Here is a 21,304-nt window from a genome sequence, read left to right as displayed (position 1 = left end):
GATGCGCCCGTTCATCGTCACCCTGCTGCTCGTCCTGCCGCTGGCCGCCTGCGCGGAGCCCGGGCCACTCCAGATCGGCACCGGCGACGAGCCGGACGTCGCCCCCAGCTGCGCGGAGCTCCGCGCGGCTGACGAAGCCGATGTGGATGGTCCGCTGGCCGACGACGACGAGGTCGCCGACGCACAGCAGGCCCGCGCGGGGTACGCGCTCGACAGCGACGAGGAGACCGTCCGCGAGGTTCTCGAGACGACCGATGAGGACGACTGGGCCTTCGGGTTCCCGCACACCAGCGAGGAGCGCGAGGAGCTCACGACGCGAGGCGACCACGGCGACACGCCGAGCGAACTCCGGGGATGGGCCGAACGGGAGGCTCCCGACGCCTTCGCCGGCGTCTGGGTGGAGCAGGCCGAGGGTGCGGCCCTTTACGTCGCCTTCACCGAGGACCTCGACGCGTACGAGGAGGAGGTCGCCGAGCGCTTCGGTGAGGACATCCGGGTCGTGGAGGCCGACCACACCCACCAGGAGCTGCGTGCCATCCAGGGCCAGATCACCGAGCGGATGCAGGAGCAGCACGAGGCCGGCGCGGACCAGGCACCGGGCGCCATCGTCGGCACGGGCTCGGGCGAGCGAGAGAACCGCGTCTCGGTCGACATCCTCGACGGCGACGAGGAAACGGTGGCCGACCTGTCACGGGAGTTCGGCGCGGACCGGATCTGCGTCAACGTCCTGGACCCGCCCGAGGGACCCGCCCCGGACGGCCCGGTGCGGCCGCTCGCGAAGGTCGAGGGATGGCGCGACGGGCTCGACCCGCACGCCGATCCCTTCGCGCTCCTCGAGGTCGCCTGGGACCGCGAGACCGCCGAGACGGCCTGGGCCAACAACGTCCCCGACGATCTCGAGGCGGGGGCGCCCGACGAGGGCGAGCCCGGCCGCTACGACGACCTCGACGCCGTCGACTTCGACGACGAGGCGCTGCTCGTGTGGAGCTCGGGAGAGTCGGGCTCGTGCCCGGGATGGCTCGCCGATGTCGCCACGGACGGAGACGGGGACCTCGAGGTGACGCGCGACAGCTTCGGCGCCGGCGCCTGCACCGACGATTACAACCCGTACCGGATGGTGCTCGCGGTCGACCGGGATCGGCTGCCCGACCCCGAGGCGCTACCGGGTGAGCTCGTCGGAGACGTGCCCGACGGAGTGGCGGACGCTTACCCGTTCGACGGGTAGCCGCCCCCGTCGCTCGAAGGCAGAACGCGCAACAGGACGAGCGCGACGTCGTCGTCGAGCGTCTCGTGCGCCTCGTGGACCGTGCGGCGAACGTGCTCGAGGGCTTCCTCGGCACTCGTGCTGGGTGCGGACTCCAGCGCCTTCCGCAGGGTCTGCTCCCCCACCTCGATCGACTGGCCTCGCTGTTCCACGGCGCCGTCGGTGTAGAACAACACCATGTCCCCGACCTCGAGGTGCAGGCCGTGCTCGCCGGCCTCGAACTCCGCGAACGCACCGACGAGGTCGCCGGCCTCACCACGGGCCTCGACTCCTCCTTTCTCGCGCCGGAGCAGCGCGAGCGGATGCCCCCCGTTCGCGACGGAGATCGTGAGGGGAGCGGCGGAGGTGTCCACCGACGCGAAGCAGGCCGTGCAGAACCGCTCCATCGAGCCCTCGTCGTGGTGCAGGTCCATCCCTTCGTGGACCAGGGCCTCGTTGAGGAGGGCCAAGACCCGGCTCGGACGAGCCTCCACCCGGCCCAGGGCCCGTAGCATCTGCCGGATCTCCCCGGTCGCCGCGGCGGCGGTCGGCCCCTTGCCGCAGACATCGCCGATGGTCACGGCGAACCGGCCGTCGTGCAGGTTGAAGACGTCGTAGAAGTCCCCGCCGATCTGCAACTCAGCGGAGGCCGGTGCGTAGTGGGCGGCCACCTCGACGCCCGGGATCTCCGGCATCCGCTGCGGCAGCAGCCAGGACTGCAACAGGTCGAGCAGGTACTCGCCCCGCACTCGGCGGGCTCGCTCCGCCTCGACGGTTCGGCGGGCCGCGAGCCGCAGCTCCAGTTCGTCGACGGCGATCGCCGCCAGATCCTGCAGCGTGGCGATCTGGTCCTCGGTGACCTCCCGAGGTTCGCCCGCGATCACGTTGACCGTGCCCAGGTTGTAACCGTCGAGGGACCGGATGGGCGCGGCGGCGTAGAACCGCACCCCGAGTTCGCCACGAACGAGCGGGTTCTCGAGCGCGCGTGGGTCGGAGATGGCGTCGGTCACGATGTAGGGATCCGCCTGCAGGATCGCCGAGGCGCACAGACCGGGGGCGCGGTCGACCTCGTCGACGTCGAGCCCGTGTGTCGCCTTGAACCAGATCCGGTCCTGATCCACGATCGACACCGTCGCGATGGGCGCGTCGAAGAAGCGCGCGGCCAGGGCCGCGATCCGGTCGAAGGCCCCATCGGGCGGGGTGTCGAGGATCCCGTAGCGTCGCACGGCCTCCAGCCGCTCCCGCTCCTCATCCGGCAACACACCGGTTGCGCCCACGTTCACTCCTTGAGTGTGCCCACATTCACTCCTTGACCGTGCGGAACAACGACCAGGATACGTGCGATTGTTCACCGCGGCCCGAGCCACCGGCCAAGGCTCGCACGTGGAACGCCACCACGCGTCCGACGAGTTGAGAGGCGCGGATGGAACGCCTTCGAGCGATCGAGCGGCACCTGCTCCCGCTCGTGCTGGCCACCACCGCCTTCGGTCTGGCGGTGCCCGAGGTCGGTCAAGCACTGAGTCGCGCGATCACCCCGCTGCTCGCGATCCTGATGCTCTGCGTGGCGCTGACGTTCGACGTCGCGGCGCTGCGTGCGGTTCTGCGCCGCCCCGGCGTCCAGGCGCTGGCGACCGGGCTGGTGTACGGACCGATGAGCGTCACCGGCTTCATCCTCGGCCGACTGGTGTTCGGTCAGGGACCGCTCGGGCTCGGCATCACGCTCGTCGGGGTCTTGCCCACCGACGTGTCCAGCCCGTTGCTGGTGTGGATCGCGCGCGGCAACGTCGCCATGGCCACCGTGCTCAACGCCGTCAACACGGCGCTCGCGCCGTTCCTGGTACCGGCGCTGTTCCTGCTGCTCACCGGGATCGACCTGGAGGTTCCGGTCGGCGCGCTGGTCGGCGAGCTCGCCCTCACCGTGCTCGCACCCACCGCAGTCGGGGTGGCCCTGCGCAGCCGATGGCCGCGCCGCATCGAGCCGTTCGAACCCGCGCTGTCGGCCGGCTCGTCGCTGGCCTACCTCGCCCTGCTGCTCGCGGTCATCGGTCCGAACGCGGGCGCCATCCTCGGTGCGCCGATCCAGGTGCTGCTCGTCGCGGCCGCCGCGCTCGCGCTGAACGCGACCGGCTACCTGCTCGCGCTGGCCGCTCGACCGCTGCTCAGCCGGCGCGGTGACCGCATCGCGATGCTCTTCACCGTCAGCAAGAAGGAGTTCTCCATCGCCGCGTTCGTCGTCTTCGCGTCCGGCCTGCCGCCCGAGGTCGCGCTGCCCGCCGTCGTTTACGCGGTCGTGCAGATGCTCACCTCACCGGCCGTCGCCGCAGCGATCGCCCGTCAGGCCTGATGCCCCGGAGACTCAGGCCGAAGTGGCACGGCCCGCTGACCCGACGTGCGCGGGCTCGCGACGCCAGGGCCGGGTCGGGCGGAGGTCGAACCACGGAACGCCCGCGGTGTCGAGGCGACGTCGACTGCGTCGCGACAGCCGACGGTCGACGCGGAGCTCGACGCCCTCGGGGACCAGACCGTCCTCGTAGGCGCCGGCGACCACCGCCACCAGCCGGTGCGTGCGCAGCATCGGCACATCCGCCGCCCCGCCCGGGCCGTACTGCAGCTCGGACCCGAGGTGCATGCCGGCCCTGAGCCGAAGATGCTCCCCTGCCCGCCAGCGTTGGTGAACCACCATCCGGCCACGCTTGGGCCGCCACGATCCGCGAGTGAAGCCCTGGGTGCTGATGCTCCACCGCAGCACCACCGGCGCGAGGAAGACAGGGAGGGCGAGGGTCGCTATCAGCACGCGAAGCACCGGATGCGGCAGGGGGGCATGGATCGCCACCATCATGATGAAGCCCGCCATCACCCAGGCCATCACGGTGAGGCCGTACGACGGCAACACGGCGAGGCGGCCCTGGCGTCGTCGGTAGCCGTGGAGGACCGACCATCGCCGCGAGGGCTCGACCGATCCGTCGCCTTCCTGCGGCTCGGGAGGCTCCGCCACCGCGAGTTCCCGCTCGAACCCGCTCGTGCGATGCGCCGGCACGTCAAGCACGTCGTCGGCCACGAGCCACCGTCGGAGTTGCCCGCGGGACAATCGATCGCGGGTGACCGTCCCGGGCTGCAGCACCACCGTGATCGTTCGACGGGAGTCGTCTCGTCGCGGCTCCCGCAACGGCACGTTGACGTCCACGTCGACGATCCCGGCCGCTGGCAACGACACCTCGTCGTCGTCATCCCGCAGGACGAGCGCGTCGTCGGTACGGCGCATCTCGACGCGTGCTCTCTTGCCCATGTCACCCGCCGTGACGATCCAGGCCAGCTGTGAACTATGGACAGAGTATGTCATAGGGAAGGCCCGAGTGACACTTCGTGCCCTCAGGAACGTGTGAGATGGCGACTGGCGAGAGAGCACCGTTCCCGATCGGGAGTCCGTTGTCTCCCCACTTCAGGGAGCGTGTTGTCGCGCCGTCTCCCCCGTCCGTCGTTGACGACCTCACGCCGGTTGGCCGGTGGCCCAAGAGACGATGCGGTCGTTGTTGGAGGGGTCGGTGGCGGTGGTGATCACGATCCGATCGCCGGGGTGCATGGTGGTGTCGCCCCGGGGCACGAGGGTGCGACCTTCGCGGACGATCGCGACGACTCGGAAGCCGTCAGGCAGTGGGCGCTGGCGAATCGTGGCGTCGGCGATCGGCATGTCGTCGGCGACCTCCACCTCGATCACGTCGAGGTCGGGGTCGTCGACCGGCAGGAACTCGGCGATGGGTGCCCAGACGGTGACTTCTTCGCGTAGCCCGAGGAGGCGCGCGAAGCCGCCGATGCTGGAGCCTTGCAGGGCGGTGGACACGAGCACGACGAAGAAGATCGTGTTGAAGATGAACGCACCCTGCGGATAGGCCTGCGTGAGCGGAAAGGTCGCGAGCACGATCGGCACGGCGCCGCGTAGCCCGGCCCAGGACACCAGCGCGAGCTCGCGAGGATGCCACCGCCTGGTCAGCAGGTACCAGCCCATGCACACGTGCACGGCGAGCGGACGGGCGAGCACGACCAGCACCGCGGTGATGCCGATGGCCGGCAGCGTCACTCCGGGCAACTCGGAGGGGAACACCAACAGACCCAGGAGCAGGAACAAGCCGATCTCGGCCAGGCCGGCCAGCGCCTGGTGGAAGGCGCGGATGGTGCGGCGGTGGCGCGGTACGTAGAGCCCGACCAACAGACCGCACACATAGACCGCGAGGAAACCGCTGGCGCCGAACCAGGCCGCGAGGCCGTAGGCGGCGCCCGCGGCGCCCAGGGCGAAGATCGCGTAGAGGGTGGCAGCCCCAAGTGGAGCGCGGCGCAACAGCTGCACCGCGACCCCGCCAACGACCAGCCCCGCGAACGCGCCCCCGCCGAGCTGGGTGAGGCCGAACACGACGAGGTCCGCCGGGGCGGGGTCGAGGCGCCATGCTTCGAGCACCGACACGGTGAGCAGCACCGCCATGGGGTCGTTGGCGCCGGACTCGACTTCCAGGAGCGAGGTGATCCGCCGCGGTAGCGGGGACCGGCGCACAACGGTGAACACCGCCGCCGCGTCGGTCGAGGACACGACCGCACCAAGCAACAGCGCGGTGGTGACCTCCAAGTCGGTCAGCAGCAGCACGCCGGCTGCGACCGTGCCGGCGGTGAGCACCACGCCGAGCGTGGCCATGAGGAAGCCGGGAGCGGCGGCGCGCCGCAGGTCGCTCGCCCGTGTGGTCAGACCACCTTCGAAGAGGATGACCAGCAGAGCGAGCACACCGGCGGTCTGGGCCACCTCTGGGTCGTCGAGGCTGGTCAACCCCAGCCCGTCGTCGCCCACGAGCATCCCCAGGCCCAGGAACAACAGCAGCGCGGGCATGCGGATCCGCTCGGCGAGCGCGGCGGTGAGCACCCCGAGCACCACGAGCACGCCCGCGCCCAGCACGAGCGGGTCCACCGCGAGCCCGAAGTCCGCCACACCACCTCTCTTGTCCTCGGTTGTCCTCGACGCCTCGGGCGCGTGGGTTCCACTGTGCGGGTCCCGTGTCCAGCCGGGGGACGGCTGGGCGCCGGCGAAACCGTACGCTCACCGAACGACGCCGATGGTGAACGTCGTTACTCGCGGCCGCGCATCACCAGGACGGGACAACGGGCGTGCTGGGCACAGCGCTGGCTGACCGATCCCATGAGCAGACCGACCACTGCCCCCATTCCGCGCGCACCCACCACCAGCAGGGCAGCGTCCTCGGAGCGCTCAATCAGCGCGTCCGCGGCTCCGCCCTCGACCAGTTCGGTGATTAGGTCGACATCGTCCAGGTCGGCCAAACGCTGCTTGCGGTGTGCGAGCAACGCCTGGCCAGTGGTCCGGTCGGAGGCGGCCATCCCTGCGGTGGAACCGCCTTCCAAGAGGTTGAAGGGGTACTGCGCCGACCGAGGCAGATAGACGTGAACGAGCCGAATCCGGTGACCGGTCATGCGCGCGTAGTCGACCGCCCAGTCCAACGCTTGGTCCGACTCCGGCGACCCATCCACCCCGACGACGACCTCATCCACCCGAGCGCCTCCCTCGAGACCATACGCAGCGCCATGGCGGCCCTCCTGACCCTATTGCCGCCGCGAAACCTCGCGAACCACGCAACGGGAAATGTCCACGCCCGATCATGGTCACGCAAACCCGGTCCGCACGGCCTCCACCCAGACCAGGCATGGTGCGACGCCGCCGGCGACCGGGTCGCCGGCCGCATCGTCTCACCAGCGCCCGCCCCGCCGTTCCCGGAGCCAGTCGGCGAGGTCGCGAGCGGCCCGCTCGTAGGGCTGGGGGTCGACGCCCACGCTCAACGCGGCCTCCTCGGGCTCGAGCCCGAGGCCCTCCAGGCCCACCTCGAGCTCGTCGACGGTCCCTAGCGCCTGCCAGGCATCTTCCCGCGGCGGCTTCACGTCCTCACGCTCGACCGACTCGGGCGGAGGCACCGGCGGCGGGTAGACGGTGAATCGGATCAGGCGGCCGTCGACCGGAACCTCGACGTCGCGCAGCGGCTCCCGCGGTCGGGCACGCAGCACGCGCGCGACGTTCGTGTCGCCCGACAAGGCGGACACGCTTACTCGCAGCTCACGCGAGGGCGGGCCGGGATCGCGGCGAACGAGCGTGACCGCCCGACCTGGATACGTCGTCACGCCCCCGTACCAGGGTGGCCCCACCCACGCCGCCGGCCCGACGAGGGGGAACGGCACGACCCGGAGACCCCGCCGCCCGTCGCGGTCGAGCGTGGCGCTCGAGACCAAGCCCGTACGCGCATCAGCGACGAGATCGGAGAGATGACGCAGTCGGTCGCGGGGTTCCAGCCAGCTCGCCACGCCTACGGCGATCGCACCGACCAGTCCCACCGCGAACCCCTGAGGCACCGCTGACCGGGCCGACGAGCCACCCGCTCGTACAGTCCCCGCGGCCACGAGCCCGCCCGCGAAGCCCGCAACCCCGGGAAGACCTGCCGCCCCCCCAGGGCGGAGGCGCCGCTGCTCGACCAGCGCCCTCACGAACTTGAACGGCCACGGCGCTCGCATGTGGAGCTCGCGAGACAGCGCCCGCCGGACCCGACGGTCACGGACGTGACGCGCGACCTCGATCCAACTGAGGTGCTCACCGCTCACGGCTACCGCCCCGCATCCGCCTCTCCCACAGCGACATGCCGGTAACACGGTAGGCGTTCCCGTCAGGTCCCGCTGCCCGGAGCGTGAGGGCGAAGGCCCGTAAATCCCCCCGGCACGCAAAGGGCGGGGCCTCACTCGGAGGCCCCGCCCGTCGTCCGCCTTCACAAGGTCACGAAGTGTCCCTGTGGCAATCGCAGTGACATCTGCGGCGACACCTTGTGGCAAGAGCCCTGGGTGTCACTGTGGCGATCCACATCAGCTGTGGATTGCCACAGTGACACTTTGTGCGCTCGTGAACTGCTCTCGAGGCGGAACTGATCGACGGCCCGCGGCCACCGCCTGAGCCGCCCGCTAGGTCGCACGCGAAGGGTGGACAGTCACGACCTGCGATGTCAGCCGTTGGCTCGGGTTGCGGACCTGAGCAGCGAGACCGGTGAGGTCGCCAAAGAGCTGCTGATCTCGACGGGCTACGGGCGACACAAGCCCCCCGCGGCCGCCTCACCCGAGCTGCGCGCCGAGGTGGGGGACCTGGTCTTCAGCGTGGTGGCGCTGGCGGTGGAGCTCGACGTCGATCCGGGGGCAGAGCTCGATGCAGCAGTCGCTCGATACGAAGAACGTGTGCGCCGAGCAGCGACGCCGAGCAGCACGAACTCGGACCCGGGCTAACACGGCGCAGAGGGTTCGAAGCGTTGGCTGTTCTGGCGGAGCGGTCATGGGGTGAGCTGCAGAGAGGTGACGATGTGCTGCCAGGCGACCTCACCGAGCTCGGCATCGGCCGTCGGGTTGCCGCCGCGGGCCATGGCCTGTCCCCCGGCAGGCAGCGGTTCACCGGGGAGAGGGATGCGGTGACCGGCGTCGGTGTGCATCAGCTTGGTGACGCGGTGGCTTCCTCGTCGCTCGAGCTCGTCGGCGAACCGCGCCGACGGCCAGACCGCATCCTCACCGCCGGCGACCAGGAGCAGCGCCGCGTCGACCTCCTCGACGGCGATGGCAGCCCGCTTGGCGGCCTGCGGGAAGGCAGCGAGGCTGGCTTCGTACACGCTGCGGTACGCGGGCAAGCCCCCGACCGTGGGCGCCCGGTCGGTGAGGATGGGAACGAACGGCAGCGGTGTGTCGCGCCAGGTCCAAGACGAGCGCTGCGGCGATGAACGACCATCGCGTCCGGCTCCCAGGTTCGCCCACACCATCGAGCTGGGTGCGAACGCCGTGACCATGTCGACGCGAGAGTCCAAACAAGCGGTGACCAGGGCGGCTTCGGCGCCCTTGGAGACCCCGACCATGCCGACGGCACCGGACACGCACGAGACGACCCCCGTCACCGCGGCAGTGAACAGCTCAAGGGGCACCTCACAAAGGCCGGGCGGCTCACCCGGACCACCGAAGTAGCCGACCGCCAGCGAAACGGCTCCGTGGTGGGCGAACAGACGCGCCCGCTCGACGTCCACCCGGCCGCTGGAGCCAGCCATAACCACCACACCCGTCCCGCTGGCGCGCTCGCGCACCGGATGGACCATGACCCCGCGCACGGCGCCGGTGACGCGACGCTCCCCGGCGATCTCCCAATTCGCGACCATTACCACCACCGACTGCGGATGCCCCACATGCCTAGAGCATGCCACATCCCGCGTCGAACAGCCGCGCCACCCGATTCTGGCTCTTCGTCTCGAAGTGGGGAGCGGGCGTGACGGGCGAGCCGGGCAGGGTTCTTTCGTGAACGCCTGACGCCCTCCGAGACTCGCGGTTGTCAAGGACTGCGAGGCAGGAGGGCGCCAGGTGGTGATTGAGGGTAGTGCAGCTGATGCTGTCGTGCTCGGGCTCGAAGGTTTCCGCGTGCTCGAGGCCCGGCAGGTCGAGCTCGTGGTCGAGACCACCATCGAGCGGGCGTGGTGCGCCGCATGCGGGGTGCGCGCGGGGAGCAAGGGCCCGCAGCCCGGTACTCATCCGCGATGCGGACGCGTTCGGACGACCGGCCCGGGGGACCAAGACCTGCTCGACCTCGCCGACCCGCCCGCCAGCCCGCACATCGACGATCCAGTCCCCACCCAGCCTTAAGCGACGACCCCGACGACGAGCAAGCCGAAAGCTGGCTTGGCCTCGCCGACCAGTAGCACGCCGCCCTACCGACGCCCCCTTCCCAGGAGCCGCGCCCATGACCAGCCCCACCGCCGCACCACAACCGCAGGCCGGCGGACGCCACCTCGCCGGCGTCGACGACGCTGCGGTGGTTCGCACCACCGCGCTGCGCAAGACCCACGTACTCGCCCGGCAAGTCGTCGAGCTGCGCGAGATCGGCCTGGTCAGCGGCGAACCCGGACTCGGCAAGTTCGCCGTCTTCGACGCCTGCTACCGGGACACGCTCGAGCGCACCCGCCAGCGCATCGACCGCGACGGGGCCACCGAGGCGGTGCTGCGCACCCTCCTCGCCGACGAGATCGCCGACACCGCCACCCAAGCCGAACTCGCCACCCGCGTGCGCGCCGTGCAAGCCGCCTGCTTCACGCGCGGCACCCTCGCCTCCCTCGACCTCTACGAGCTGCTCGCGGCCCAACCCGCCGCACCTCGCCGCGCCGTCCGCGATCCGCGGACGTGGACCGCGCTGCGCGCCTACCGGCCCCCGCACCGCGCGCTGGTATGCGCGCTCACCGCCGCCGGCTTGGCCATCGACGACCTGCGCTCGCTGACCCTTGCCGACGCCGACCCGGACGGCCGCTACGTGACCGGCGCGCACGGACCCATGGAGATGCCCACCGGCAGCGAACCGTTCCTGCGCGCCAAACGACTCCGACGACTCACCCACGGGGCAACCGACACCGACCCGCTGCTCACCGACCCCCGCGGCCAACCCCTCGGGCAACGCGCCGCCGCCACCGCCCTGGGCGACGCCACACGCGAGCTCGGCGTGCCGCTGCTGAACGGGCAAGCCGTACGTCGCCAGCCCGCAGATCGCCGCTGGCTCGCCGGGCGCGGATTCGCCCTCACCAACCTCGGCTCGTCAAAGGCCGCCTGATGCCGCTCGACGCCACACGCATCGCGACTCGCCGCCACGAGCTCGGCCTCTCGCAACGCGCCCTCGCGCGCGACCTCGCGGTCACATCCGTCGTCATTAGCGCGCTCGAAGCCGGCTCCAACCACGAGCACCTCACCCTCCACTTCGCGCACCGCGTCGCCGACGCGCTCGCGCTGCCCCTCCACGCGCTCCTGACCGACAATCCCGCCGCGCCCGCCTCCGAGGCACACGACCGAACAGAACACGCAGGCGACAGCCTCGAAGCGGACGCCGCAGCGCTCGGCGCGCTGCCGCACCACGCCGATGACCACCGGCTCCCACGCGACACCGCCGCCACCAGCCTCGGCTGGACCCTCAACCGTACCGATCGCGCTGCCGACCAACTCGCCCAACTGCTCGCGACCACCGGCGCCACCCTCCAGCACCACCGCGGCGACCTCGTCCTGCACCCGGCCACCCACCTCACCGAACCCGACGCGCTGCGCGACGCGATCCGCGCCGAGCACACCCGCCGACAGCTCCCCCGAACCGCTGCTCAACTGCTGCACCGCGCCCTATGCGACGGCGAGCTTGACACCCAGCGGCTCACCAACAACGAACACGTCGCCCTCGCCCGCCTCCTTCACGCCGGCATCCTCGGAGGCGAACCCCCGCGACCCAGCCGTGAGACGATGGCCGCCTTGTTTCCCGAAAGTGCAGCCCTACCCAGTTCCCCCTGACCCACGAAGCCCTGCGCCCACATCCCTACGCAAACCAGAAGCGTCCTTGACGGGACCGGAGAACCGCAATCACTTCGGAGTCGACATATTCGATGCAGACGGCGAACGGCGCGCGTCTACAAGGCTGTAGCGAATGTTCATCCCGAGCCTCTGCGACACTGAGTCAACGGCTTCAGGGATATTCTTTACACGCTGGACGGATACACCCCTTCCCTGAAACCGAACTGCCAATAGCCACCCGTCCACACAACGATCGTCCTCCAAATACTTCGGCAGCTGAGCGTTCAGCCCATTCCAAAACTTGCCATTCTCAACCTTCTTCACTTCCAGCAGAGCTCGATGCTCATACCCGGACGAGAACTTGAAGTCGACCGCCCCGTCACCGAGCAGCACCTCACGGTCGACGTTAATTCCATGTAGCTCGCAATAGGTCCTTGCTAGCCCTCGAAATAGGAGTTGCGCAGCCGATTCCGGCTTCGGCCCCCTATCGTCCCAAAGCAACCTCCAACCACCGTCGTTCTCAACGAAATGCCGAAAGCGCTCGATAAGCGCTTCCACGACGTCGAGGAACTGCTCGTGCGTTTCAGGATCTGCAAGGCTTATGGGGTTTTCTTCAGCATACTTACGAGACTCAATATCCCAACGGTACACACCATTGGCATCACGGCGGAGGTCGTACGGTCTTGCACGTTCGCTTTCCCGACGCTTGGCCCATGCCTCCACTGCAGCAGGATCGCGATTTGCAAGATCAACTATGGTCTTCTTATCCACCCTCCGGACGACGTCCAGGTTGAAGCGATCCCGTAGTTCGTGGGCTTCCTGCGCAGCCCACCAGTCATCAGCATTCAACGTCGGCAAATCGTTCAGAAACCGCGCAGGCGTCAGTAGGAGCGGACCACTGCTGTAAGGATTCGTTGGCAGCCAGACGGAGTCCGACCTCCAGGAATACGCCTCATTGTCGAAGGACGCATTAGGGAGTTTGTGCGTGTCCAGCTGGAGCCCATGCCGACGTGCCACGGTTTGCGTGTACGATAGGAACTTGCTCTTGAGAACAGTGCATGCCATGTCCGAGATGCGATCTGGACCGATCCCTTCGTGAAGCACTCCAAGCTCCTCGAAATGCCGGAGTTCCTTCCTTCCACGCCTGATCGCATCACACATCGCAGCTGCTATGAGCTTAGCGAAGCCCTTTGCGCTGCCGGCACCCCTGGTCCCTTCGGCGGTATACCCCAGGCAAAACTCGCGTGGTTCCCGAAACGACAGTGCACCGAGGGCTACGCGATACGGCAGATGCTTGGAATCACAGCCGGCAAGTGCTAGTAGCTCGAAGACCTGCTGGAAGTGCTCAATGATGCCGCTATGTGCGCCGTACCAGTGTGAATCGGGGAGTTCATCTTCCCTATAGAGCAGAAAGGGGTCGATGAACAGCTTCGTATCTGCATCCAGGATCGTGTCGAACCAGTCGTCCTCCTGGCCCTTCGTAATCTGGTAGAACTCGCTGAACAGCATCGGTTATACAATCTCCCCTGGCTGCTCCGCGAGTTCCACCAAGCCCACCCCTAAGGGCCGGCCCGCTTCGCACTCGGGCGTCTGCCTTCCCACTCCTTCGCGGCCTCGCGCGTGGTGCGGCGACCAACCTTCTGCAGTTGTCCCGATCCGTACTTGCGGTTCAACTCCCCTTCGCGTCGATCCGGGTTGTTCGTTATACCTGAATGTTTTACGCGACCCCCCGAATCGACATACCGGTACTTGTACGTGTCGCGCTCTCCTTGCTTTCCGGCCATGCACTTCACCTCCCACGTCTACTTACGGCAGCGGGACCGGGGGCGGCCTTGTCTTCGGCTGCGCCGTGATGGATGTCACTATTGACAGATCCACTGACACTCGCTTGACGGACCGGTGACACCGACTTGACGGATCCGGTGCCACCGGTCTGACGGTTCACATCAACTGCAACCGGTGGTCGTGCCGCACTGCTCGCAGACGTGGCACGCGCCGGAACGCTGCATGCGGATCCCGCAGGAGAAGCACATCGGCGCGTCCCCGTAGATGTCGTCGACACGGCTCTCCTTCTCGACGGGCAGCACGGTCTGCCCCTCGGGATCGGCCTTCGGCGCCTCCGTGCTCCCGGGCGCGGGCCCGTACTGCGCGTCCAGCTGCGCGTTGCGTTCCTCGATCGTGTAGATCCCGAGCTCGGCCCGGGTCTCGGCCGGCAGGTATTCGATCGCGAGCCGGCGGAAGATGTAGTCGAGCACGCTGGCGGCGAACTTGACCTCCGGGTCGTCGGTCATCCCGGCGGGCTCGAACCGCATGTTCGTGAACTTCTTGACGTACTCCTCGAGCGGCACGCCGTACTGCAGCCCGATCGACGTCGCGATCGCGAACGCGTCCATCACGCCCGAGAGCGTCGAGCCCTGCTTGCCGAGCTTGACGAAGATCTCGCCGAGCCCGTCACCGGGGTACTCACCGGCGGTGAGGTAGCCCTCGGCCTCCCCGACGGTGAACGAGATCGTCTGGCTCGGCCGCTGTTTCGGCAGGCGACGGCGTCGCACGCCCTGCTCGGCGGCCTCCTCGGTCGTGGCCGGGACCTCCTGCTTCTTGTCGTCGCTCGTCGCGATCGCGAGCGGCTGGCTCACCTTGCAGTTGTCCCGGTAGATCGCGAGGGCCTTCACACCCAGGCGCCACGCCTCGGTGTAGATCTCCTCGACGTCCTCGACCGTCGCCTGTTCAGGCATGTTGACGGTGTTGTGGTTGACCATCCCGTTGCCGACGAACGCGTGGGTGGACGGCACCGACAGGTCGTAGACCTCCCGCATCCCTGCGTCCTCGACCGTCGCGACGGGGCTGAAGTGCAAGCCGTCGTCGAGTACCTGCTGCAGCCACTCGGGCAGTTCGACGCCTGGAATCGCCGCGACGCGCTCGAGGGTCCGCCGGCTCACATGCGTCGTGCGCGGGTCGAGCAGGAACCGCCAGGTCACCGACTTCGGCTGTCCGTCCTCCCCGTCGCCGTACCCAGCGGGGATCAGGTCGTACAGCTCCCTGCCCGTGATGCCGGGCACAACGTCGGCGGTGTTGTGGGGCCCGTCGCTCGCTTGCTCGCGAACGCGCTCGGCCCTTGTGGCCTTATCGGGCTCGAGGAACGGCACGAGCTCCAGCAGCCGGGCCGCGTGGTGACCCGTCGCGTAGACCTCGTCGTACGTCTTCTCGTGCTCCTCGTTGTGCTTGGCGATCCGGCTGTGCACGACCCCAAGGTTGGTGAGCACCGCCTGCACGTCATCGAGCAGTTCCGGCGAGTCGACGCACAGCGCCCACTTCGGCATCGCACCGGGCGCGGCGTAGGCGTCGAGCCACAGCCCCTGAAGGAACGACAGGACCATGCTCCGCGGCGAGCGCAGCACCACGGAGGGGATTCGCTTGCCGGATGCCCCCACGCCGCAGCCGAGGAACTCGAAGAGCTCAACGAGCGTCTTCGAGGCCACCGCCACGTGCGCACAGCGGTCCACCGGGTCGACGATGCTCGCATCCACGTCGAACAGGGACTCGAACGCGGACTTGACGCGCTCGAGCACCTCGAGGTTCTGGTTGGTGATGCGAATCGTCCAGTTGCTGCGGCTGATGCTGCCCTCCGCGCAGTAGGCGCCGAGCAGGAAGGCGAGTTCCTCGCTCATCTCGTTGGGCAGCGACACCGCTTTCTGGGGGCCGTACGACGGGCTCGGCACGAAGCCGTCGAGGCGCGCGGGCACCTCCGACCACAGCTCCGAGCCGTACCGCGTCCCCACGTACTCGCCGACCTCGATCTCGTCGAGGTACCGCCACGCGAGGCCGGACGGGCCCCCAACGAGGACGCGGTGGTTCTCGGTGCCCGTGACCTCGTGGCCCGACCGCAGGACGACGCGCTGCACCTTGCGCGTGCCGCCGTAGTAGAAGGCGTCGGTCTTCGCCTCGCCGCCGAGGGACGCGACCCGCCGCACGTCGTCGCGGAACGAGTCCGCCGATTCACCCTCGTGCAGCTCCTCGATCCTCACCAGCCCGTCCTCGGTCGGCACGAGCGTCTCGCCGACGACGCACTTGCTGATGGCTCCCGAAATGAACGGCTGGACCGCACCCATCATCCGCACGTGCCCCATGGGCGAGATCGAGCGCTCCCCCATCGCGCAGTCGAACACCGGCAGGTGCTCCTCGCGGAAGCCGGGCGCGCCCTCGATGGTGGAGTGCTCGTCGATGTAGTCGACGATCGCCTCGATCTGCTCGGGCTGATAGCCGAGGCTGTCGAGGGCCCGCGGGACGGTCTGGTTGACGATGCGCATCGTCCCGCCGCCGACGAGCTTCTTCATCTTCACGAGGCCGAGGTCGGGCTCCACCCCGGTCGTGTCACAGTCCATCATCAAGCCGATAGTGCCGGTTGGAGCGAGCACCGAGGACTGCGCGTTGCGGATGCCGTGCTCGTGGCCGAGTTCGTGCGCCTCGTTCCACGCCTGCTGGGCGGCCGCGAGCAGATCGGCCGGCACCTTGTCCGCGTCGATGTCGTGGGCGGCATCGCGATGCTTGCCGATTACCCGCAGGGTGCCCTCGCGATCGTCGGCGAAGCCCTCGAACGGACCCTGCACGGCCGCGAGCTCGGCGCTCGTGCGGTAGGCGTGCCCGGTCATCAGCGCGGTGACCGCGCCCGCCCAAGCGCGGCCCTCCTCGGAGTCGTAGGGGATGCCCTGGCTCATGAGCAGCCCGCCGAGGTTCGCGTAGCCGAGGCCGAGCTGGCGGAAGCGGTGCGCGTTCTCCTCGATCTTCTCGGTCGGGTAGCTCGAGTTCCCGACAATGATCTCCTGCGCGGTGAACACGATCTCGACGGCGCGCTTGAACGCGTCAACGTCGAACGTCCCGTCGACCTCGAACTTGCGGAGGTTTAGACTCGCGAGGTTGCACGCCGAGTTGTCGAGGTGCATGTACTCGGAGCAATTGCGGACCGCGACACCATCAACGACGTAGCTGTGGTTGCGCGGCTCGGTGAGGTTGTAGGTCAGCTCCACACCATCGTGGGTGCGATCTTCGAGCCGCACCGTGCGGTCCGTGTCGTAGCGGCTGTAGGCCTCGACCACGTCGACTAGCCGCGCGTGCTTGCCCGGGAGGTCGAACCCGATCCCCCGCGCGTAGGCCTCTAGGGAGCGCCCGCTGATCCGCAGCTGGTAGGCCTGCTTGCTCGCGTAGATCGCCTCTGTCCCGTCCCGACGGACGTACGAAAGGCCCGACTGCTCCTCAGCACCCCTCGTCGCGTAGATGCGGCTCGATATCCCGTGGGCGGTGAGCAGCACCTGCACGTCGCGGAGAAGCTCGGGCGAGCTGGAGCCGAGGCTCACGTAGCGGTCGCCCTTCGTCTTCACGTCGACCACCGTTCCGTCCGCGTCGAACAGCCCACGCAAGAAGGCGGCCTGCGCATCCTCCGGCGCCTCGAAGACCGCCCATGGAACCCGCTTGTCCGCCGCGTGCGCGTCCGAGACGCCGAGCGCCTCGAAGAACTTCCGCAGCGGCCGGCGGGTCAACCGCAGTTGCTGCGTGCCGTTTTCCTGCATCGACGGAGTCGGGTGCTGGTCACCGTTCAGCCATGCGAGGAGTTCACGGTGGCGCGGGAGGTGATGCGTCTGCTCCTCCTCCCCGCCGTAGATCGTGGAGAGACAGTTCCCCGACACAGAGCCGTCGCCGGTGTGCCACCCGAGGTAGTGCGCGAGCTCGTCGCTCCACTTCTCGGGCAGGCGAAGCTCCTTCGCTCGATCTCCCTTCTCGCGGTAGGCCGCGAGGTCGGTCCGCACCGGCAGCGCTTGATCAGCCTGGGAAGCGGGGGTGGCGACATCGAGTGCGAGCACCCGGTCCTCAGGCGTCAGATCCTCGGCCGCCACGTAGCCGCGGTTCGTGGTCCAGATGCTGTGGTTCGGCGTGCAGCGGAGCTCCTGTCCGTTCGAGAATCGCAGCCGCACGATCGGGTTGCGGCCGGTGACCATGAACGCCTCGGGCGAGGTCAGCTCGACGCGGGTCGAGGGGGCCTCCGCATTCGTGGCATCGTGGGTGTACACCCCGAAGGTCTCACCCTGCTGCACCCGACGCGTCAGTTCTTCGAAGCGAACGAGGCCCTTATCGGTGTGCACGCGTGCCGAGCCGGGGAAGCAAGGGTTCGAGCCGTTGATCCGCCCCGCGTTCGGCGTGGTGTGCCAGTCGTTGATCGTGGTGTCGTACTGCACCCCTGGGTCTGCACACTCCCAGGCCGCCTGCGCGATCTGGTTGAGTAGGTCGCGCGCGCCGACGCGCTCGACCGCCTCCCGGCCGGTCACGGTCTTGAGCTCGAAGTCTCGGTTCTCCACCGCGGCCTGCATGAACTCGTCGGTGACGCGCACCGAGTTGTTCGCGTTCTGGTACTGGATGCTGCCGGTGTCCGCGCCGTCGAAGCCCATGTCGAAGCCGGCGGCGGCGAGGGCGGCAGCCTTCTGCTCCTCGTTGCGCTTGCACCAGATGAACTCCTCGACGTCGGGGTGGTCGACGTCGAGGATCACCATCTTCGCTGCGCGACGGGTCTTGCCGCCAGACTTGATCGTCCCGGCCGAAGCGTCGGCGCCGCGCATGAACGACACGGGCCCGCTCGCCTCGCCGCCGCCGCGCAGCTTCTCCTTGCTCGACCGGATCTTCGAGAGGTTCACCCCGCTGCCGGAACCACCCTTGAAGATGACGCCTTCCTCGTAGTACCAGTTGAGGATCGACGTCATCGTGTCCTCGACCGAGAGGATGAAGCACGCCGAGCACTGCGGCTTGTCCTCGGTGCCGCAGTTGAACCACACCGGGCTGTTGAACGCCGCCTTCTGGGTCACGAGCAGGTGCTTGAGCTCGTGGTTGAAGACCTCGGCCGAGCTCTCGTCCGCGAAGTAGCCGCCCTCGAGCCCCCACCGCGTGATGGTGTCGGCGACCCGGTCGATCATGTGCTTGACGCTGCGCTCGCGTTCCGGCGTGCCGAGGTGCCCCCGAAAGTACTTCTGGGCCACGATCGTGGTCGCGTTCATCGACCAGCTCGTCGGGAACTCCACGCCGCGCTGCTCGAACGCGACCTCGCCGGACTTCCAATCGCTGATGACGGCGTCGCGCAGCTCCCACTCGAGCTCGTCGTAGGGCTGGACGTCGTCGCGGGTGAAGAAGCGGCGGATGCGCAGCCCCGCGTCGTCCTCGGCGGTGCCGACCGCGGTGAGCGCCTCGTCGGTGGTCTGCATGTATGGCTCCTGGCTCGACGGCGAGGTCGGTTGGTGTCGTGCCCGGCTGGGTGTGTGGTGGCAAGCCCCCGAACCCCTGCACCACGAATCTCAGCCTTGTAATTCAGGACCCGTAACTCTGCTACAACGAGCTCGTCGGGTCAAGGACCGAATCCACGTCAGCCCCTAGATACGGAGGCCCCATGCACGTGGAGATACAATATGTTGTGGGCCCTGGGTGGCCGGGGAAGCGCACCGGCCGGTCGGACGCGTGACTGTACCGACGGAATCCGCCCGTTGGCACCGAATCGCCCGTCCACGGCTGTGGACGTACTTCAGGTTTTCCACAGATCCTGGGGACAAGCCTGGGGACCCACGGCGGACAGGACAGGTCGCGGTGTGGATCGCCCGCCCCTCGGTGGGGACACAACCGCAAGGTCTTGGGGAGCACGCGCTCGACCGTCCAGCGAGAATGCACAGGGACCGACCGACGAGGAGGGAGCGAGCGCGTGCGCTGCCCGTACTGCGCGACCGACGACGACCGCGTGATCGATTCGCGAGCGGCGGGCGAAGCGATCCGCCGCCGCCGAGCCTGCAACTCCTGCGGGCAACGGTTCAGCACGTACGAGCGCGTGGAGCAGACCCCTCTGCGGGTACGCAAGCGCTCCGGCGACGTCGAGGCATTCGACCGGGACAAGGTGGCGAAAGGCATCGCCCGCGCGACCACGAACCTGCCGCTCGAGCCCGGAGCCGTGCGACGCGCGGTCGCCCGGGTCGAGGGACGGCTACGCGACTCGGGGAGGCGGGAGGTCACGTCCGACGTCGTGGGCGGCGAGGTGCTCGCCGCCCTGCGCGAGCTCCACGACGTCGCGTACATGCGCTTCGCGAGCGTGTACAAGAGCTTCACCAGCCCCGAGGACTTCCATCGCGAACTGGCGAGCCTGTCCACCGACGACGAGCCGCCCGAGCCCGCCTCGACGCCATAGCCCGGTCCCCGCCGGCGCTGCTGACCGCACCTCCGGGGGATCGCGACCCATGCCCTGGCTCAGCCCTCGCCGGCTCCCGGCGGGACCCGCAGCGGCTGCCCGGCGCGAACCTCGGTCGGCTCGACCTCATTGTGCGCGGCGACCTCGCCCGCCCAGGCCTGCGGGTCGACCTCCGCTGGCGCGAGCTCCCACAGCGTCTCACCCTCACCGACGACCACGATCCCACCGTCGACCTCGCTCGCTCGCACACCCGCCGGGGCATCCGAGGGCGCTGGGGCGGCCTGCGCTTCAGCGAGCGCGGCCGGTGCCGCTCCCCCCTCGTCCCCCGCGGCGAACAGGCCCGCCCCCGTCCACCCAACGAGGCCGAGCATCCCCAGCGCCACGACCACCCCGATCCGACGACGAGCCAGCACCCGTCGCCCCATCGGGGTGGCGGCACGGTGCGGCGGGCCCCCACGCGCCGCCACACCGGCCGCCTCCTGTCCTGATCCGAACCCCTGTTCGATCACCATGTGGCCATGGTGCACGAACGTGCGTTCGATGTCAACAGGCGAGTCGAACAGATGTTTGTAATTCGCCTGGATGGTTGCTACCGTTCACGCCATCAAGAGGTCGTCATCCCACGATCCTTGTCGACGGACTCCGCAGCCCGAGAGGGCTCAGCCAGAAGGAGGGGCCGTGTCCACACCCACCGAACCTGCCGACGAGGTCCACTCCGGGGGGCTCACGCCACGTCAGCACGCGATCCTCACGTACATCCGCGACGCCGTGCGAGATCGCGGGTTTCCGCCGAGCGTGCGCGAAATCGGCGAGGCCGTCGGCCTGAGCTCGACCTCGAGCGTGCACAACCAGCTCGCGCAGTTGCAGCAGGCCGGCTACCTGCGCCGCGACCAGTCCCGCCCGCGGGCGATCGAGGTGCTCCCCCCGCCCGGGGAGGCCGCAGCAGAAGCCGCGCACGCCGAGGGCGCTCAGGCTGCCGAACTCGCCGGCGTCCGCCGGATCCCGTTGGTGGGCGAGATCGCTGCAGGCGCGCCGATCATCGCCGATGAGCACATCGAGCAGCAGGTCACGCTGCCCGAGGACCTCGTCGGCGAAGGCACGCTCTTCATGCTCCGCGTTCGAGGCGAGTCGATGGTGGACGACGGGATCCTGCCCGACGACCTGGTGGTGGTTCGCCAGCAGCCCACCGTGGAGCAGGGGGAGATGTGCGCGGCGCTGATCGACGGTGAGGCGACTGTGAAGCGGTTCCGGCGCGGCCGGGACGGCAGGCTGTGGCTCGACCCGTCGAACGAAGCCTTCGAGCCGATCCCGCTTGACCCGCAAGCGGACAACCAGATCCTCGGGCGCGTCGTCGCGGTCCTGCGTACCGTCTGACCGCCGGTGCCTGCCTGACGGTCGGCCCTGACGTCACCACGACTCCGGACATCGGTGATCCGGACAAGGTCCGAAGGTGTGGCGACCCGCCTGATCCGGGCACCTTCGTCACGCCG

The 21,304-nt window shown here is 68.9% G+C and carries 16 protein-coding genes; 7 read left to right on the top strand and 9 right to left on the bottom strand.

The window, feature by feature from the left end:
• Position 1: 1 nt before the first annotated feature.
• Positions 2 to 1,225, top strand: coding sequence for a hypothetical protein (locus ER308_RS18155; protein ID WP_131156296.1), 1,224 nt, complete (start codon positions 2 to 4; stop codon positions 1,223 to 1,225).
• Here ER308_RS18155 and ER308_RS18150 read toward each other — a convergent pair.
• Positions 1,207 to 2,520: a PP2C family protein-serine/threonine phosphatase gene (locus tag ER308_RS18150; RefSeq protein WP_205745715.1), complete on the bottom strand. Its 1,314-nt coding sequence runs from the start codon at positions 2,518 to 2,520 to the stop codon at positions 1,207 to 1,209. The two genes, ER308_RS18155 and ER308_RS18150, sit on opposite strands and share 19 nt — an antisense overlap.
• Positions 2,521 to 2,666: 146 nt before the next feature.
• On the opposite strand from ER308_RS18150, the gene ER308_RS18145 reads away from it, so the two are divergent.
• Positions 2,667 to 3,587 (top strand): bile acid:sodium symporter family protein, encoded by a 921-nt coding sequence (locus ER308_RS18145; RefSeq protein WP_131156295.1) that lies wholly within the window; start codon positions 2,667 to 2,669, stop codon positions 3,585 to 3,587.
• Positions 3,588 to 3,599: 12 nt separating this feature from the next.
• On the opposite strand, the gene ER308_RS18140 is transcribed toward ER308_RS18145, so the two are convergent.
• The 4 genes from ER308_RS18140 to ER308_RS18125 form a co-directional block, all read right to left on the bottom strand.
• Positions 3,600 to 4,529: a hypothetical protein gene (locus ER308_RS18140; RefSeq protein WP_131156294.1), complete on the bottom strand. Its 930-nt coding sequence runs from the start codon at positions 4,527 to 4,529 to the stop codon at positions 3,600 to 3,602.
• Positions 4,530 to 4,730: 201 nt separating this feature from the next.
• Entirely contained in the window at positions 4,731 to 6,212 is a 1,482-nt protein-coding gene (locus ER308_RS18135) for a potassium/proton antiporter (protein ID WP_205745714.1), read from the bottom strand.
• A gap of 137 nt (positions 6,213 to 6,349) precedes the next feature.
• Positions 6,350 to 6,787, bottom strand: a complete 438-nt coding sequence (locus tag ER308_RS18130; protein ID WP_131156293.1) for a universal stress protein — start codon at positions 6,785 to 6,787, stop codon at positions 6,350 to 6,352.
• Positions 6,788 to 6,982: 195 nt separating this feature from the next.
• The gene (locus ER308_RS18125; protein ID WP_131156292.1) at positions 6,983 to 7,618 is read right to left on the bottom strand and encodes a hypothetical protein; all 636 of its coding nucleotides are present in this window, start codon (positions 7,616 to 7,618) and stop codon (positions 6,983 to 6,985) included.
• Positions 7,619 to 8,251: 633 nt separating this feature from the next.
• Here ER308_RS18125 and ER308_RS18120 point away from each other — a divergent pair.
• Complete coding sequence (locus ER308_RS18120) at positions 8,252 to 8,548, top strand: nucleoside triphosphate pyrophosphohydrolase family protein (RefSeq protein ID WP_131156291.1); 297 nt, start codon at positions 8,252 to 8,254, stop codon at positions 8,546 to 8,548.
• A 44-nt stretch (positions 8,549 to 8,592) separates the two neighbouring features.
• Here ER308_RS18120 and ER308_RS18115 read toward each other — a convergent pair whose 3' ends face one another.
• Positions 8,593 to 9,456, bottom strand: a complete 864-nt coding sequence (locus ER308_RS18115) for an acyl-CoA thioester hydrolase/BAAT C-terminal domain-containing protein (protein ID WP_205745713.1) — start codon at positions 9,454 to 9,456, stop codon at positions 8,593 to 8,595.
• Positions 9,457 to 10,031: 575 nt separating this feature from the next.
• Here ER308_RS18115 and ER308_RS18110 point away from each other — a divergent pair.
• Both ER308_RS18110 and ER308_RS18105 read left to right on the top strand, forming a co-directional pair.
• Positions 10,032 to 10,889, top strand: coding sequence for a hypothetical protein (locus ER308_RS18110; protein ID WP_131156290.1), 858 nt, complete (start codon positions 10,032 to 10,034; stop codon positions 10,887 to 10,889).
• Positions 10,889 to 11,608, top strand: a complete 720-nt coding sequence (locus tag ER308_RS18105; protein WP_131156289.1) for a helix-turn-helix domain-containing protein — start codon at positions 10,889 to 10,891, stop codon at positions 11,606 to 11,608. Before ER308_RS18110 ends, ER308_RS18105 begins: the two co-directional genes overlap by 1 nt.
• 69 nt (positions 11,609 to 11,677) lie before the next feature.
• On the opposite strand, the gene ER308_RS18100 is transcribed toward ER308_RS18105, so the two are convergent.
• Positions 11,678 to 13,117, bottom strand: coding sequence for a hypothetical protein (locus ER308_RS18100; protein WP_131156288.1), 1,440 nt, complete (start codon positions 13,115 to 13,117; stop codon positions 11,678 to 11,680).
• Between the two features lie 437 nt (positions 13,118 to 13,554).
• Complete coding sequence (locus ER308_RS18095; protein ID WP_131156287.1) at positions 13,555 to 18,849, bottom strand: LAGLIDADG family homing endonuclease; 5,295 nt, start codon at positions 18,847 to 18,849, stop codon at positions 13,555 to 13,557.
• A gap of 488 nt (positions 18,850 to 19,337) precedes the next feature.
• Here ER308_RS18095 and nrdR point away from each other — a divergent pair, with 488 nt between their 5' ends.
• The gene (nrdR, locus tag ER308_RS18090; protein ID WP_131156286.1) at positions 19,338 to 19,814 is read left to right on the top strand and encodes a transcriptional regulator NrdR; all 477 of its coding nucleotides are present in this window, start codon (positions 19,338 to 19,340) and stop codon (positions 19,812 to 19,814) included.
• Between the two features lie 59 nt (positions 19,815 to 19,873).
• Here the strand turns inward: nrdR and ER308_RS18085 are convergent, their stop codons facing one another.
• On the bottom strand, positions 19,874 to 20,326 hold the full coding sequence (locus ER308_RS18085; RefSeq protein WP_131156285.1) for a hypothetical protein: 453 nt from the start codon (positions 20,324 to 20,326) through the stop codon (positions 19,874 to 19,876).
• Positions 20,327 to 20,492: 166 nt separating this feature from the next.
• Between ER308_RS18085 and lexA the strand changes: the two genes are divergently transcribed.
• Entirely contained in the window at positions 20,493 to 21,188 is a 696-nt protein-coding gene (gene lexA, locus ER308_RS18080) for a transcriptional repressor LexA (protein ID WP_240731846.1), read from the top strand.
• Positions 21,189 to 21,304 lie beyond the last annotated feature (116 nt).

The sequence above is a fragment of the Egibacter rhizosphaerae genome (genome assembly GCF_004322855.1).
In the GTDB taxonomy this organism is placed as follows: Bacteria; Actinomycetota; Nitriliruptoria; order Euzebyales; family Egibacteraceae; genus Egibacter; species Egibacter rhizosphaerae.
The sequence above is the reverse complement of the archived record's forward strand: the minus strand, read 5'-3'. Positions and strand labels throughout refer to the sequence as shown.